The sequence below is a fragment of the Streptomyces capparidis genome (genome assembly GCF_054782095.1).
The window spans coordinates 114,804-129,003 of the sequence record NZ_BAAGTD010000010.1 but is presented as its reverse complement, the minus strand read 5'-3'; the positions used below and the strand labels follow the sequence as shown (position 1 = coordinate 129,003).

At 74.0% G+C, this 14,200-nt stretch carries 11 protein-coding genes; 4 read left to right on the top strand and 7 right to left on the bottom strand.

Features of this window, described 5'->3' with window-relative positions:
- Window positions 1-10: 10 nt before the first annotated feature.
- The 6 genes from ACYVO2_RS11150 to ACYVO2_RS11125 all read right to left on the bottom strand — a co-directional run bounded on the left by ACYVO2_RS11150 (window position 11) and on the right by ACYVO2_RS11125 (window position 7,986).
- The gene (locus tag ACYVO2_RS11150) at window positions 11-1,564 is read right to left on the bottom strand and encodes an NCS1 family nucleobase:cation symporter-1 (RefSeq protein WP_461007517.1); all 1,554 of its coding nucleotides are present in this window, start codon (window positions 1,562-1,564) and stop codon (window positions 11-13) included.
- A 198-nt stretch (window positions 1,565-1,762) separates the two neighbouring features.
- Window positions 1,763-2,764, bottom strand: a complete 1,002-nt coding sequence (locus ACYVO2_RS11145) for a TIGR03842 family LLM class F420-dependent oxidoreductase (protein WP_461007516.1) — start codon at window positions 2,762-2,764, stop codon at window positions 1,763-1,765.
- Between the two features lie 83 nt (window positions 2,765-2,847).
- Complete coding sequence (gene hydA, locus ACYVO2_RS11140) at window positions 2,848-4,248, bottom strand: dihydropyrimidinase (RefSeq protein WP_461007515.1); 1,401 nt, start codon at window positions 4,246-4,248, stop codon at window positions 2,848-2,850.
- Window positions 4,249-4,540: 292 nt separating this feature from the next.
- Window positions 4,541-5,836, bottom strand: coding sequence for an aspartate aminotransferase family protein (locus ACYVO2_RS11135; protein WP_461007576.1), 1,296 nt, complete (start codon window positions 5,834-5,836; stop codon window positions 4,541-4,543).
- A gap of 23 nt (window positions 5,837-5,859) precedes the next feature.
- Window positions 5,860-6,702: a nitrilase-related carbon-nitrogen hydrolase gene (locus ACYVO2_RS11130; RefSeq protein ID WP_461007514.1), complete on the bottom strand. Its 843-nt coding sequence runs from the start codon at window positions 6,700-6,702 to the stop codon at window positions 5,860-5,862.
- 225 nt (window positions 6,703-6,927) lie between these two features.
- Window positions 6,928-7,986, bottom strand: a complete 1,059-nt coding sequence (locus ACYVO2_RS11125; protein WP_461007513.1) for a tartrate dehydrogenase — start codon at window positions 7,984-7,986, stop codon at window positions 6,928-6,930.
- A 426-nt stretch (window positions 7,987-8,412) separates the two neighbouring features.
- On the opposite strand from ACYVO2_RS11125, the gene ACYVO2_RS11120 reads away from it, so the two are divergent.
- Window positions 8,413-10,029: an SLC13 family permease gene (locus ACYVO2_RS11120; RefSeq protein WP_461007512.1), complete on the top strand. Its 1,617-nt coding sequence runs from the start codon at window positions 8,413-8,415 to the stop codon at window positions 10,027-10,029.
- 51 nt (window positions 10,030-10,080) lie between these two features.
- Here the strand turns inward: ACYVO2_RS11120 and ACYVO2_RS11115 are convergent, their stop codons facing one another.
- The gene (locus tag ACYVO2_RS11115; RefSeq protein WP_461007511.1) at window positions 10,081-10,827 is read right to left on the bottom strand and encodes a hypothetical protein; all 747 of its coding nucleotides are present in this window, start codon (window positions 10,825-10,827) and stop codon (window positions 10,081-10,083) included.
- Window positions 10,828-11,269: 442 nt separating this feature from the next.
- Here ACYVO2_RS11115 and ggt point away from each other — a divergent pair, with 442 nt between their 5' ends.
- The 3 genes from ggt to ACYVO2_RS11100 all read left to right on the top strand — a co-directional run bounded on the left by ggt (window position 11,270) and on the right by ACYVO2_RS11100 (window position 14,195).
- Window positions 11,270-13,030 (top strand): gamma-glutamyltransferase, encoded by a 1,761-nt coding sequence (gene ggt / locus ACYVO2_RS11110; RefSeq protein ID WP_461007575.1) that lies wholly within the window; start codon window positions 11,270-11,272, stop codon window positions 13,028-13,030.
- A gap of 74 nt (window positions 13,031-13,104) precedes the next feature.
- Complete coding sequence (locus ACYVO2_RS11105; protein ID WP_461007510.1) at window positions 13,105-13,695, top strand: 3'-5' exonuclease; 591 nt, start codon at window positions 13,105-13,107, stop codon at window positions 13,693-13,695.
- Window positions 13,692-14,195: a GNAT family N-acetyltransferase gene (locus tag ACYVO2_RS11100; protein ID WP_461007509.1), complete on the top strand. Its 504-nt coding sequence runs from the start codon at window positions 13,692-13,694 to the stop codon at window positions 14,193-14,195. Before ACYVO2_RS11105 ends, ACYVO2_RS11100 begins: the two co-directional genes overlap by 4 nt.
- Window positions 14,196-14,200: the final 5 nt, after the last annotated feature.

The window sequence follows — 14,200 nt, the reverse complement described above, 5'->3', positions numbered from 1 at the left end:
TGTCGCAGATCTACTTCCGCGCCGTGGCGGCGGTCGGCTCCTGCCGGTGCGGGGCCAGCCGGGACAGCAGCGCGTACAGCACCAGCGAGGAGGCGAAGCCGACCGCCCAGCCGTAGTCGGCGAGCGGTTTCAGCGCGGGGATCAGGCCGTCGGCGGGGAACGGGCCCGCGCCTGGCGCCGAGTAGGACCCGCCGACGGCGAGCAGGGCGCCGACGGTGAACGCGGCCACGGCCCGCCAGTTCCAGCCGCGGTGGTACCAGTACCGGGACGCCTCCGCCCGGTACAGCTCGTCGATGTGCAGCAGGGTGCGGCGCAGGATCCAGTAGTCGGCGACCAGCACGCCCGCGACGGTGCCGAGCATGCCGCCGACGGTGCCGAGCCAGGTGAAGATGTACACGTCCGGGTTCTCGATCAGCTTCCACGGGAAGATCAGCACGCCGACCACGCAGGTGATCAGGGCGCCGATGCGGAAGGTGATCACCCGGGGCGCGAGGTTGGACAGGTCGTAGGCGGGGCTGACCAGGTTGGCGGCGATGTTGGTGGTCAGGGTCGCCAGCAGCACCACGAACAGGGCGAAGACGATCCCGATCCGGCTGTCCATCCGCGCGGCCAGCTCGCTCGGGTCCCAGATCGGCTCGCCGAAGACGGCCTGGGACCCGGAGGTGACCAGCACCGAGATCAGGGCGAACGCCGCCATGGTGGTGGGCAGGCCCAGGGTCTGGCCCCAGGTCTGGGCGCGCTGGCTGGCGCCGAACCGGGTGAAGTCGGGGATGTTCAGCGACAGCGTGGACCAGAAGCCGATCATGGCCATCAGGCTGGGGAAGAACTTCTCCCAGAACTCCGCGCCCCAGCCCAGCTCGGACGGCTGGTCGAGCAGCGGGCCGAAGCCGCCCGCCTTGACCGAGATCCACACCAGCAGCGCGACCGCGCCGAGCAGCATCAGCGGCGCCGCCCAGTTCTCCAGTCGGCGCACCGCGTCCATGCCGCGCAGGATGATGACGATCTCCAGCACCCAGAACAGCGCGAAGGACAGCCACTGCGTCCACGGGTAGCCGCCGATGTGGCCCGCGTCGGCCCACCAACTGCCCGCGCCGAAGATCCGCCCGGCCAGGTAGTAGATGCTCTGGCCGCCGATCCAGGTCTGGATGCCGAACCAGCCGCAGGCCACCAGGCCGCGCAGCAGCGCGGGCAGGTTGGCGCCGAGCACCCCGAAGGAGGCGCGGGCCAGCACGGGGAACGGGATGCCGTACTTGGGCCCGGCGTGGCCGGTGAGCAGCATCGGCAGCAGCACGATCACATTGCCGAGGGCGATGGTGAGCACCGCCTGCTTCCAGTCCATGCCGACGGTCACCAGGCCCGCGGCCAGGGTCCAGGAGGGGATGTTCACCGCCATGCCTATCCACAGGGCGGCGAAGTTGTAGGTGGTCCACCGGCGCTCGGCGACGGGCACCGGCAGCAGGTCGGCGTTGGCGTAGCGCCCGGAAGGCGCGGACGCCCCGGGAGCGAGCTCGACCCGGCCGTCGGGGTGGGTGATCTGCGCGGGGACGGGGGCGGTGGCTGTCATGGAGCGGCGCCCTTTCGTGCGGGGTGGGACGGGGGTCGGCGGGGTCCGGAGGGCGGGGCCTCCGCACCGGTGGCAGGGTCTTTCCGGGGCCCGTCGGCGGCGGCCCCGGCGGAGTCCGGGGGCAGCCCCGGCGGGGGTCCGGGGGCTTCGGCGTCCCGGCCGCCGCGGGCAGCCCCGCTCCCGCCCGGGCAGCGACGCTCAGCCGCTCAGCGCGGGGATCACCGTCGCGCCGTAGGCGTCGATCGTCGCCTCCTTGGCGTCGTGCATCGCGTAGACCGCGAACTGGTCCACCCCCAGCTCCCGCAGTCGCCGGAGCTTCTCGATGTGCGCCTCTGGCGGCCCCAGCAGGCAGAAGCGGTCCACGATCCCGTCGGGCACGAACGCGGTGTCGGGGTTCCCCGCGCGGCCGTGGTGGCGGTAGTCGTAGCCGGAGCGGCCCTTGATGTAGGCGGTCAGTGCCTCGGGGACGGCCGCGGAGTGCTCGCCGTAGCGAGCGACGAGGTCGGCGACGTGGTTGCCGACCATCCCGCCGAACCAGCGGCACTGCTCGCGGGCGTGCGCCAGGTCGTCGCCGATGTACGCGGGGGCGGCCACGCAGATCGTCACCGCGTCCGGGTCGCGGCCCGCCTCCGCGGCGGCGGCGCGCACCGAGCGGACCATCCACTCCGTCAGGTACGGGTCGGCGAGCTGGAGGATGAACCCGTCCGCCTGCCGCCCGGCCAGGGCCAGCGCCTTGGGCCCGTAGGCGGCCATCCACACCGGCAGTTGCCCGTCCCTCACCCACGGCAGCCGGATCGGGGTGCCGTCCACGACCGCCTCGCGGCCCTCGGCGAGCTCCTTGATGACGTGCATGGCCTCGGCGACGGTGGCCAGGGTCGCGGGCCTGCGCCCGGCCACCCGCAGCGCGGAGTCGCCGCGCCCGATGCCGCACACGGTGCGGTTGCCGTACATCTCGTTCAGGGTGGCGAAGGTGGAGGCGGTGACCTCCCAGCTCCGGGTGCTGGGGTTGGTGACCATGGGGCCCACGGTCAGCCGGGTGGTGGAGGCGAGGATGCGGCTGTGGATGACGAACGGCTCCTGCCACAGCACGACGGAGTCGAACGTCCAGCCGTGGCGGAACCCGTTGCGCTCCGCGCGCTGCATCAGCCCGACGACGGCCGAGCCCGGCGGGTCGGTCTGGAGGACGAGTCCGAAGTCCACGATGCCCTCCCTGGGCCTGGTGACGTGCCGTGCGGCCGGGGAGGCCGGGGCGGAGTCGGAGTCGGGGTCGGGGTGGGGGTGGGTCAGATCAGGTACTGGCAGGTGCCGCGGGGCAGGAACCTGCCGTGCCCGGGGCGGCCGACCCAGGCGCGGTTGTCCAGGACCGGCACACCGCGGGAGAGGACCGTGCGGACCTGGCCGGTGACCTGCCTGCCCTCGTACGCGGAGTAGTCGACGTTCATGTGGTGGGTGGCGGCCGAGATCACCTGCGGGGTGTGCGGGTCGTACAGCACGATGTCGGCGTCCGAGCCGGGCGCGATGGTGCCCTTGCGCGGATAGAGGCCGAACATGCGCGCGGGGGTGGCGCAGGCGATCTCGATCCAGCGGCGGCGGGAGATGTGCCCGTCGAGGACGGCCTGGTGGAGCAGGTCCATGCGGTTCTCCACGCCCGGCAGACCGTTGGGGATCTTGGAGAAGTCGCCGCGGCCCAGCTCCTTCTGGCCCGTGAAGCAGAACGGGCAGTGGTCGGTGGAGACCACCGACAGGTCGTCGGTGCGCAGCGCCCGCCACAGCGCGGCCTGGTGCTCACGGGGGCGCAGCGGGGTCGAGCAGACGTACTTGGCGCCCTCGAAGCCGGGTTCCGCGAGGTTGTCGGTGGACAGGAACAGGTACTGCGGGCAGGTCTCGCCGAAGACGTTGAGGCCCATGTCGCGGGCCCGGGCGAGTTCGGCGACGGCCTCGGCGGCGGAGACGTGCACCACGTACAGCGGGGACCCGGCGACGCGGGAGAGCTGGATGGCGCGGTGGGTGGCCTCGGACTCCAGCAGGGCCTTGCGGACCTCGCCGTGGTAGCGGGGGTCGGTCTTCCCCGCGGCCAGGGCCTGCTCGACCAGGACGTCGATGGCGATGCCGTTCTCGGCGTGCATCATGATCAGGCCGCCGTTGGCGGCGCAGCGCTGCATGGCCCGCAGGATCCGGCCGTCGTCGCTGTAGAAGACGCCCGGATACGCCATGAAGAGCTTGAAACTGGTGACACCGGACTCGACGAGGACGTCCATCTCCTTGAGGGTGTCCTCGTTGACGTCGGCGAGGATCATGTGGAAGCCGTAGTCGACGGCGCACACGCCCTCGGCCTTGGCGTGCCAGGCGTCCAGGCCCTCCCTCAGGCCGCCGCCCACGGACTGCACGGCGAAGTCGACGATGGTGGTGGTGCCGCCCCAGGCGGCGGCGCGGGTGCCGGTCTCGAAGGTGTCCGAGGCGGACGTGCCGCCGAACGGCAGCTCCATGTGGGTGTGGGCGTCCACGCCGCCCGGGATGACGTACAGGCCGGTGGCGTCGATGACGCGCTCGGCGGTCCAGCCGCGGGCGGCGTCGGAGTCGTGGGCGGCGAGCGCGGCGACGCGGCCGTCCTCGACCAGCACGTCGGCGTGTGTCTCGTCGGCCGCGGTGATGACCAGGCCGCCCCGGATGACGGTGCGTGGCATGTGCGGAGCCCTCCTCGAAGCGTCGTCCGGCGGATCGGCCCTGCTGGCCTGGGCCTTTTCCGGTACTGCGGGCGAAGGGGTGCGGTCCAGGTAACGTAGAGCTCGTCACCCTCGGTGGCAATAGGGGTGTGTCAATCACCCGAAACGATCATGTTTCCGTGCGAGTGGCGCAGACGCGCGGGGCACGGCGGGGGCACGGCGGGCCCCGAACGGGCACTGCCCGCCCGGATCCCGCCGCCCCGGGCGCCTCGCCCGAAGGCCTGCCTGAGCCGTGCCGCCCGGCGGGGCGCGTTCAGGCGTGCGCCTTCTCCGTCCGCCGCAGCGCGCTCTCCAGGATCTCCACGCCCTCCTCCGCCTCGGCGACGGTGAGGCTCAGCGGTGGCGCTATCCGCAGCACGCTGCCACCGCGCCCGCCCCTGCCGACGAGCAGCCCGCCCTCGCGGGCGGCCTCGAGCACCGCGCCCGCGGCGGCCCCGTCCGACAGCTCGATGCCGATCATCAGCCCGCGCCCGCGCACCTCGCGCACCTCGGGCAGGCCCGCCGCGGCGGCGCGCACCCGGTTCAGCAGCAGCCCGCCGACGCGCCGCGCGTTGCCCTGGAGGTCGTTCTCGATCAGGTGGGTGAGGTTCGCCAGCGCCCCGGCGGTGGTGATCGGGCTGCCGCCGAACGTGGACAGCGAGTTGGCGTCCAGGCAGTTCATGACCTCGGCGCGGGCCACCACACCGCCCATGGACAGGCCGTTGCCGAGGCCCTTGGCGAAGGTGAGGATGTCGGGCGGGCCCGCGGCGGCGTGCGCCTGCCAGCCCCAGAAGTGCTCGCCGGTGCGGCCCCAGCCGGTCTGCACCTCGTCGCTGATCCACAGGATGCCGTGCCGGTCCAAGACCTCCTTGAACGCCGCGTACAGCCCGTCGGGTGGCGAGGTGAAGCCGCCGACGCCCTGGATCGGCTCGGCGATCAGCGCCGCGACGTTGCCCCGCACCTGGCCGAGCAGGTCCTCCAGGTCCGCCACGCACGCCTGGACGAACTCCGCGTCCGGCAGGTGCGCGAACGGCCCGGCGGACCGCACGCCGCCGTGCGCCCACAGCGTCTGGAGCGGGGAGAGGCTGGTCGGCGACCAGCTCGTGTGCCCGGTGATGCCGACCGCGGAGAACGACCTGCCGTGGTAGCTGTTGCGCATCGCCAGCACCTGGTTGGAGCCGCGGTGGGCGGTGGCCAGCAGCAGCGCGGTGTCGTTCGCCTCGGTGCCGGAGGTGGTGAAGAACACCCGGGGGTCCTCGATGCCGGACAGCGCGGCGATGCGCTCGGCCAGGTCCACGGCGTGGCGGGTGAGGTAGACGGTGGAGGTGTGCAGGATCCTCCCGGCCTGCTCCCGCACCGCGGCGGTCACCTCGGGCAGGGCGTGCGCGGTCATGGTGGTGAGGATGCCGCCGAAGAAGTCCAGGTAGCGGCGGCCCTCGGCGTCCCACACACGGCGGCCCTCGCCGTGGGTGATCTCGATCGGCCGCTCGTAGTACAGCGCCTGCCAGTCGGGCATCACCGCCCGGTGCCGCTTCAGCAGCCGCTCGTGCGCGCCCTCGTCCGCCGCCATGCCCGCTCCCGTCTCGCTGTCCGTCACGGCTCCACCAGCCCCCCGTACGCGTCCGGCCTGCGATCCCGGTAGAACGCCCACTGCTGCCTGACCTCGTCGATCAGGTCGAAGTCCAGGTCGCGGACGAGCAGCTCCTCGTCGGTGTCGGAGGCCGTCCCGCCCACGAACCGCCCGCGCGGGTCCACGAAGTAGCTGGTGCCGTAGAAGTCGTTGTCGCCGTACTCCTCCACGCCGACGCGGTTGATCGCGGCGATGAAGTACTCGTTGGCGACGGCGGCGGCGGGCTGCTCGAGCTGCCACAGGTACGACGACAGGCTGCGGGAGGTCGCCGACGGGTTGTAGACCAACTGGGCCCCGGCCAGGCCCAGCGCCCGCCAGCCCTCGGGGAAGTGCCGGTCGTAGCAGATGTACACCCCGACGCGGCCGACGGCGGTGTCGAACACCGGCCAGCCCAGGTTGCCCGGCCGGAAGTAGTACTTCTCCCAGAAGCCCTTGACCTGCGGGATGTGGTGCTTGCGGTACTTGCCGAGGTAGGTGCCGTCGGCGTCGATGACGGCCGCGGTGTTGTAGTAGAAGCCGGAGCCCTCCACCTCGTACACCGGGACGACGATCACCATGCCGGTCTCCCGGGCCAGGTCCTGCATCCTGCGGACGGTGGGCCCGTCGGGCACCGGCTCGGCCCAGCGGTAGTGCTCGGCCTCCTGGACCTGGCAGAAGTACGGCGCGTTGAACACCTCCTGGAAGCCGATCACCCGCGCACCCTGCGCCGCGGCGGTGCGGGCGTGGGCCTCGTGCACCTGGATCATGGACTCGCTGTCGCCGGTCCACTTCGCCTGGACGAGGGCGGCGCGCACGATGTTGGGCATGGGCACTCCTTGAGGAGGAGGCGGCGTCACGATCCCCCCGCCCGGTCCGCGGTCGCGGTCCACGCGGGTAGCGGGAACGTAAGCCCTGGCCACCACTGTGGCAATACCGCACCGGTTACTCAACGAAGAAGAGCGTGTTTCGCGTAACGTGAACAAATCACGCTTTTGACATGAAGCGGGCGGGCCCCGCGCTCCGGGCCCGCCCCGCCCGCGCCGTCCGCCCGGTCAGCCCACCCGCCGCAGCACCTCCCGGGTGAACTCCTCCGTCGTCGCCGACCCGCCCAGGTCCGGCGTGCGCACGTCCGTCTCCGCCAGCGCCCCCGCGATCGCGTCCAGCACCCGGGCCGCCGCCCCGGGGTGGCCCAGGTGGTCCAGCATCAGCGCCGCCGACCAGATCGCGCCGACGGGGTTGGCCACGCCCCGCCCCGCGATGTCCGGCGCCGAGCCGTGCACGGGCTCGAACATCGAGGGGAACTCCCGCTCCGGGTTGAGGTTGGCCGACGGCGCGATGCCGATGCTGCCGCACACGGCGGCGGCGAGGTCGCTGAGGATGTCGCCGAACAGGTTCGAGCCCACGATCACGTCGAAGCGGCCCGGGTCGAGCACCAGCTTGGCGCACAGCGCGTCGATGTGCTCCTGGTCCCAGCGCACGCCGGGGAACGCGGCGGCGCGCTCGCGGACCAGCTCGTCCCAGAACGGCAGGGTGTGCACGATCCCGTTGGACTTCGTCGCCGACGTCACATGCCCGCCGCGCCGCCCCGCCAGGGCGAACGCGTAGTCCACGATCCGGGTCACGCCCGCCCGCGTGAACACCGCCTCCTGCACGGCCAGCTCCTCGGGGAAGCCCCGGTTCAGGCGCCCGCCGATCTCGCTGTACTCGCCCTCGGTGTTCTCCCGCACCACCACCAGGTCCACCGACCCGGGACCGGCGGAGCGCAGCGGGCTCTCCACGCCGCGGAAGACCTTGGCCGGTCTGAGGTTGACGTACTGCCGGAACCCCCGGCGGATCGGGATGAGCAGCCCCCACAGCGAGACGTGGTCCGGCACGTCGGGCGCGCCGACCGCGCCGAGGAGCACCGCGTCGTGGCCGCGCAACCGCTCCAGGCCGTCGTCGGGCATCATGGCGCCCTCCCGCCGCCAGGTCGCGCAGGACCAGTCGAACTCCTGGTAGGCGAAGGTGATCCCGTACCCGCGCCCCACGGCGTCCAGGACCTGCTGGGCGGCGGGCGTGACCTCGGTGCCGATGCCGTCCCCGGGGATCACGGCGATGCTGTGGCTCGTCATGGCGGCGATTGAAGCAACGCGCCCGCCGGGGCGTCCAGGACGGCCGCCGACGGCTGCGGCGGGCGGCGCCCACGGGACCGGCCCTGTCCGGAGGGTCGACAGGCGGCGGGTGCGCCTTCCATGATCGGAGCCCTCGGCCCGGTGTGACGGCGGCCACAGCAACTGCCGCCTGCCGCGGCCGCGGGCAGGCGCGCCCTCGCGCGCCCGGACGCCAGGTGCCCGCCCCGGCTCCGCACCACCGCCACCGCGGGCCCCGCAGGGCCCGCCCGACCCACCCGGCCCTCCGGCTCCAGCCGACCCCGACCAGCCGTCCACGACCATCCCCCAGTGACCCGTCCGGCGACGACCCGTCCGGCGACGACCGAAGGATCGTCAGCGCAAGGCGCCCGCCCGCGCGGCGGGCCCCGGCCCCGAAGGAGCGGCCCGATGAGCTCGCACGACCTGCCAGGCAAACCCGCACGCCCGAGGACGGACGTGGACCAGGCCCTGCTGGGCCACGCCACCTACCGCAGCCTCGGCGAGCAGCGGCTCTCCCCCGCCGAGGAGAGATTCGAACGCGCCCGCAGGACCACGGGCCTGTGGCTCGCCCCGCTGATCACCGTGGTCTTCCTCGCCCTGCCGCTGGACATCGGCGCCAAGCAGCAGACGCTGGCCGCGATCCTGCTCGGCGTGATCGTGCTGTGGATCACCGAGCCGGTGCCGATACCCGTCGGCGGCCTCATCGGGGTGGGCTGCGTCGTGCTGCTCGGCGTGGCTCCCGCGTCGGAGGCGCTGGCGCCGTTCGGCTCGTCCACGGTGTTCACCTTCATCGGGGCGTTCATCCTCGCCCAGGCGATGCTCACGCACGGCGTCGCCCGGCGGTTCGCCTTCCGGATCCTGTCGCTGCCCGGGGTGGGCCGCTCCACCTTCGGCGTGGTGGTCGCGTTCGGCGGCATCACCTGCCTGCTGTCCGCGTTCGTCTCCAACACCGCCACCGTGGCGATGCTGCTGCCCACCGCGCTCGGCATGCTCGCGGTCATCGCCAAGATGCTCCAGGACCGGGGCCTGGTGGCGCCGGACTTCGACCCGCTGCGGCTGCGGGTCGGCGCGGCCCTGATGCTGATGCTCGCCTACGGCGCCAGCGTCGGCGGCCTGCTCACCCCCGTCGGGTCCCCGCCGAACCTCATCGGGCGCGGCCTGATCGAGGAGGCCACCGGGGAGAAGATCTCCTTCGCGCAGTGGATGGGCACGGCGGTGCCGGTGTGCGCGCTGATGTTCGTCGCGCTCGCCGTGGTCCTGCTGCTGCTCAACCGGCCGGAGATCCGGCGGATCGAGGGCGTGGAGGAGTACGTGGCGGCCGAGCGCGCCGCGCTCGGGCCGATGTCCCGCGCCGAGCGGAACACCCTGTTCGCGTTCGGGGTGACGGTCACGCTGTGGATGACGCCCGGCGTGGTCGCGCTGGTCGCGGGCACCGAGTCCTCGGTGTACGACACGGTCAGCGGGCGGCTCAACGAGGGCGTGGTGGCCGTGCTCGGCGCCTCCCTGCTCTTCCTGCTGCCCACCGACTGGGGCCGCCGCGAGTACACCCTGAACTGGAGCGACGCCGCCCGCATCGACTGGGGCACCATCCTGCTGTTCGGCACCGGCATCATCTTCGGCGCGCTGCTGGAGGACACCGGCCTGGCCGAGACCATCGGCGACTCCTCCTCCGACGCGCTCGGCCTGTCCAGCACCTTCGCCATCACCGCGTTCGCGGTCGTGCTGGCCGTGCTGGTGTCGGAGACCACCAGCAACACCGCCTCCGCCTCGGTGGTCGTGCCGATCATCATCCCCATCGCGGTGGCGGCGGGGGTCGATCCGATCACACCCGCGCTCGCGGCGACGTTCGCGGCGTCGTTCGGCTTCATGCTGCCGGTGTCCACGCCGCAGAACGCCATCGTCTACGGCTCCGGCGTGGTGCCCATCCCGACGATGATCCGCTCCGGGATCACCTTCGACGTGCTGGGCGCGCTGCTCATCCTGCTGATCCTGCCGCCGATGGCGGCGCTGACGGGCATCACCTGACCGGGCCCGGCGGCGCCCGGCCCGTTCCGCCCGTCCCGCCGCCGCGCCGCGTCAGCCCTCGCCCGGCGGCGGGGCGGGCGCGGTGCGCGCCTGCCGGGTGACGTCGCCCACCACCTCCACCAGGTCGGGGCCGTACGCGCGGGAGCCGCGCACCCGCAGCAGCAGGCAGAAGGTGCCGTCCCTGCCGTGCCCGCGGGCCAGCTCGCGGTGGTGGCGGGCCAGGTAGCGGACGGCGGCCTGGTTGTCCACGGCGCGCTGGCCGCAGGCGAGGAAGACCGGACGGCCCTCCTCGCCCGCGGCCACCCGGGCCAGCAGCGCGTACTCCACCTCGCCGGGGCGCATCTCGTAGGTCTCGCCGCCGATGGTGAACGCGGTGCGGGGCGGGGACGTGTCCGGGTCGGTGACCTCCACCCGCACACCGGGCAGGAAGGCCGCCAGGTGCGCCGCGGCACGGCGGTTCGACAGCGGGCCCCCCACGCAGAACTCGGTGCGCGCGCCGATGCCCGGCTGCGCGGCGTCGTGGCCCACCATCTCCATGTTGGCCCCGCACTCCTTGATCAGCGCGGACAGCTCCAGCAGGGCGAAGACGTCGCCGCGCGCGACGAACGTCTGGCCCTCCCGCGCCCCGGCGTCCTGGTTGACGACCAGCAGGCACTCCGAGCCCCGGGGCAGGCCGAGGAAGCGCTGCCTGCGGCGCAGCGCGCGGCGGGCGGCCGCCCGGCGCGCGAACCATCCGAGCGCGGCGCTCACCGCGCTGGCGGCCACGCCGAGCACGATCTGCGCCACGGTGTCGTCCATGAGCCCGGGATCGTAGCGACACACGGGCGTTTGTTCGAGAGGAGCTCGCCCCCCCGGCGCGGTGCCGCCGCTGTCGCGGACCGGGCCGTACCGGGCGGCCCCCTGCGCGGGCCCGGTGGCCGGGCCCGCCACCGGCCGGGCCCGGCCGGTGGCGAACGCGGTCGGGCCGTGGTCGGCGCCGCGCTCGCCGGTGGAGCGTCACCTCGCCGTCCGGGTGGGCGTACTCGTCGTGCCGCATCCGCCGGGCGCCGGCGGCGCCGGGTGGGGGAATCCCGCCGGGGCCCGCGCCCCGGCGTGCGGGCGGCCGACTCGCCCCGCCCGGTTCCTGACGGACCGGCTCCGCCCCGGCTAGGCTGCCGAACCGGCCCGCGTTGGCCAACGCCCGAGGAGGACCATCGTGCCCACCGCCGCGACCCGCCGCCGTTCCGCGCCCACCGCCCTGCTGGCCGCGGGGGCCGTCCTGTCCGGCCTGGTGGCCGCCGCCCCGGCCGGGGCGAGCACCGCCACCCCCGCCCCGCCGCCCAAGTCGCCCGTCGCGGTCGGCCACGGCGGCGCCGTCTCCAGCGTGGACCCGGACGCGTCCGCCGCGGGCATCCAGGTGCTGCGCGACGGCGGCAACGCGGTGGACGCCGCCGTCGCCACCGCGGCCGCGCTCGGCGTCACCGAGCCGTACTCGGCCGGGGTCGGCGGCGGCGGCTACTTCGTGTACCACGACGCCAGGACGGGCCGGGTGCACACCATCGACGGCCGGGAGACCGCCCCGGGCAGCGCCACCGCGGACCTGTTCGTGGAGGACGGCCGGCCGATCCCGTTCGACGAGGCCGTCACCAGCGGCCTGAGCGTCGGTGTCCCCGGCACCCCCGCCACCTGGCAGCGCGCCCTGGACAAGTGGGGCACCAAGTCGCTGCGGCAGACGCTGGGTCCCGCCGAGCGCCTGGCCCGCGACGGCTTCGTGGTGGACGAGACGTTCCGCCGCCAGACCGCCGACAACGAGGCCAGGTTCCGCGCCTTCCCGGAGACGGTGCGCCTGTTCCTGCCGGGCGGCGAGCTGCCCCGGGTCGGCAGCGTCCTGCGCAACCCCGACCTGGCCCGCACCTACAAGGAGCTGGGCCGCAAGGGCACCGGCTGGCTGTACGGCGGGCGGCTCGGGCAGGACGTGGTGAACACCGTCCGCAAGCCGCCCGTCGCCCCGGACGCCGCCCGCGAGGTCCGCGCCGGCGACATGCGGCTGTCCGACGTGGCGAAGTACCGCGTCCGCGACCAGAAGCCCACCCGCGTCTCCTACCGCGGCCTGGACGTGTACGGCATGGCCCCGTCCTCCTCCGGCGGCACCACCGTCGGCGAGGCCCTGAACATCCTGGAGCGCTGGGACCTGTCCCGGCTCGGCCGGACCCAGTACCTGCACCGCTACCTGGAGGCGAGCCGCATCGCGTTCGCCGACCGCAACCGCTGGGTCGGCGACCCCGCCTTCTCCGACGTGCCCACCCAGGGGCTGCTCTCCCAGGAGTTCGCCGACTCCCGCGCCTGCCTGATCAGCCCGGACGCGGCCCTCACCAGCCCGCTCGCCCCCGGCGACCCGCGCTCGCCGAAGCCGTGCGCCACCGCGGGCGAGCCCGCCGCCGACCCCTACGAGGGCACGAGCACCACGCACCTGACCGTCGCCGACCGCTGGGGCAACGTCGTCGCCTACACCCTGACCATCGAGCAGACCGGCGGCAGCGGCATCACCGTCCCCGGCCGCGGCTTCATCCTCAACAACGAGCTGACGGACTTCTCCTTCACCCGGGCGAACCCGTCCGTCCCCGACCCGAACCTGCCGGGCCCGGGCAAGCGGCCGCGCTCCTCGATGGCGCCCACCATCGTCCTGGACGACGGCGAGCCGGTCCTCGCCCTCGGCTCCCCCGGCGGCGCCACCATCATCACCACCGTCCTCCAGGTCCTCACCGGCCACGTGGACCGCGGCCTGCCCCTGGTGGACGCGATCGCCGCGCCCCGCGCCAGCCAGCGCAACGCCGCGGCCACCCAGGCCGAACCGGCGTTCGCCCGCACCGAGCTGGAGAAGCTCGGCCACTCCTTCTCGGACACCGCCGAGATCGGCGCGGCGACCGGCGTGCAGCGCCTGGCGGACGGCCGCTGGCTCGCCGCCGCGGAGACCACCCGCAGGGGCGGGGGCTCGGCGATGGTGGTGAAGCCGACCCGCTAGCTGTGTTGTTCGGGCACCCCCGGCGGCGGCAATTCGGTGGAGCCGGCGGCCGCCGGGGCGGTAGACCGTTCCCCATGGGAAAGCGTGCGGTGCGGGCCAGCGTGTACATCTCGGTGGACGTGGAGGCGGACGGGCCCATTCCCGGGCCCTACTCCATGCTCAGCCTCGGGGCCGCCGTCGCCGGGCGGCAGGACGCGGACGGGTACGCGCCGGCCGATCCCCGGGAGCGCACCTTTTACCGGGAGCTGCGGCCCGTCGGGGAGGAGTTCGTGCCCGAGGCGCTGGCCGTCGGCGGACTCGACCGGGACCGGCTGGCCGCGGAGGGGGCCGAGCCCGCGGTGGCCATGGCGGAGTTCGCCGCCTGGGTGGAGGAGGTCCGCGAGGGGGCGCAGGCGGTGTTCACCGGGTACCCGGCGGTCTACGACTGGATGTTCGTGCACTGGTACCTGACGCGGTTCACCGGCTCCAGCCCGTTCGGGCACTCCCGGTGCATGGACGTCAAGACGCTGTACGCCGCCCGGGCGGGCGTGCCGCTGGGGAGCGTGGCCAAGCGGTCGATGTCCCCGCGGGTGCTGCCCCGGGCCCGGCACACCCACCACGCGCTGGACGACGCGGTGGAGCAGGCGGAGCTGTTCTCCAACGTGATGCTGTGGAGCGGGCGGTGATCCGGCGGTGCCGGGCGGAGGAGCTCGAGGAGCTGCGGGTCATCGAGCGGGCCGCCGGGGAGTGCTTCCGCGGGATCGGCATGGCGGCGATCGCCGACGACGAGCCGCTGCCCGTCGCCGAGCTGGCCCGGTACCAGCGGGCGGGCCGGGCCTGGGTGGCGGTGGACGGCGGCGACCGGCCCGCGGCGTACCTGCTCGCCGACGTGGTGGACGGCAACGCCCACGTCGAGCAGGTGTCGGTGCGGCCCGAGCACGCGCGGCGCGGCATCGGGCGCGGCCTGATCGAGCACCTGGCCGCCCTCGCCGCGGACGAGGGCAGGGCGGCGGTGACGCTGACCACGTTCGCGCAGGTGCCGTGGAACGCGCCCTACTACGCCCGCTGCGGGTTCCGGGTGCTGGACGACGCGGCGCTGCCGCCGGGGCTGCGCGCCGTGCGGCGGCGGGAGGCCGCGCACGGGCTCGACCGGTGGCCGCGGGTGTGCATGATCCGGCGGGTGTGACGGCT

Bases quoted from the DNA above. Each gene is read 5' to 3' on its own strand.
- ACYVO2_RS11150 (WP_461007517.1), bottom strand. From the start codon at position 1,564: ATGACAGCCACCGCCCCCGTCCCCGCGCAGATCACCCACCCCGACGGC.
- hydA (WP_461007515.1), bottom strand. From the start codon at position 4,248: ATGCCACGCACCGTCATCCGGGGCGGCCTGGTCATCACCGCGGCCGAC.
- ACYVO2_RS11135 (WP_461007576.1), bottom strand. From the start codon at position 5,836: ATGGCGGCGGACGAGGGCGCGCACGAGCGGCTGCTGAAGCGGCACCGG.
- ACYVO2_RS11130 (WP_461007514.1), bottom strand. From the start codon at position 6,702: ATGCCCAACATCGTGCGCGCCGCCCTCGTCCAGGCGAAGTGGACCGGC.
- ACYVO2_RS11125 (WP_461007513.1), bottom strand. From the start codon at position 7,986: ATGACGAGCCACAGCATCGCCGTGATCCCCGGGGACGGCATCGGCACC.
- ACYVO2_RS11120 (WP_461007512.1), top strand. From the start codon at position 8,413: ATGAGCTCGCACGACCTGCCAGGCAAACCCGCACGCCCGAGGACGGAC.
- ACYVO2_RS11115 (WP_461007511.1), bottom strand. From the start codon at position 10,827: ATGGACGACACCGTGGCGCAGATCGTGCTCGGCGTGGCCGCCAGCGCG.
- ACYVO2_RS11105 (WP_461007510.1), top strand. From the start codon at position 13,105: ATGGGAAAGCGTGCGGTGCGGGCCAGCGTGTACATCTCGGTGGACGTG.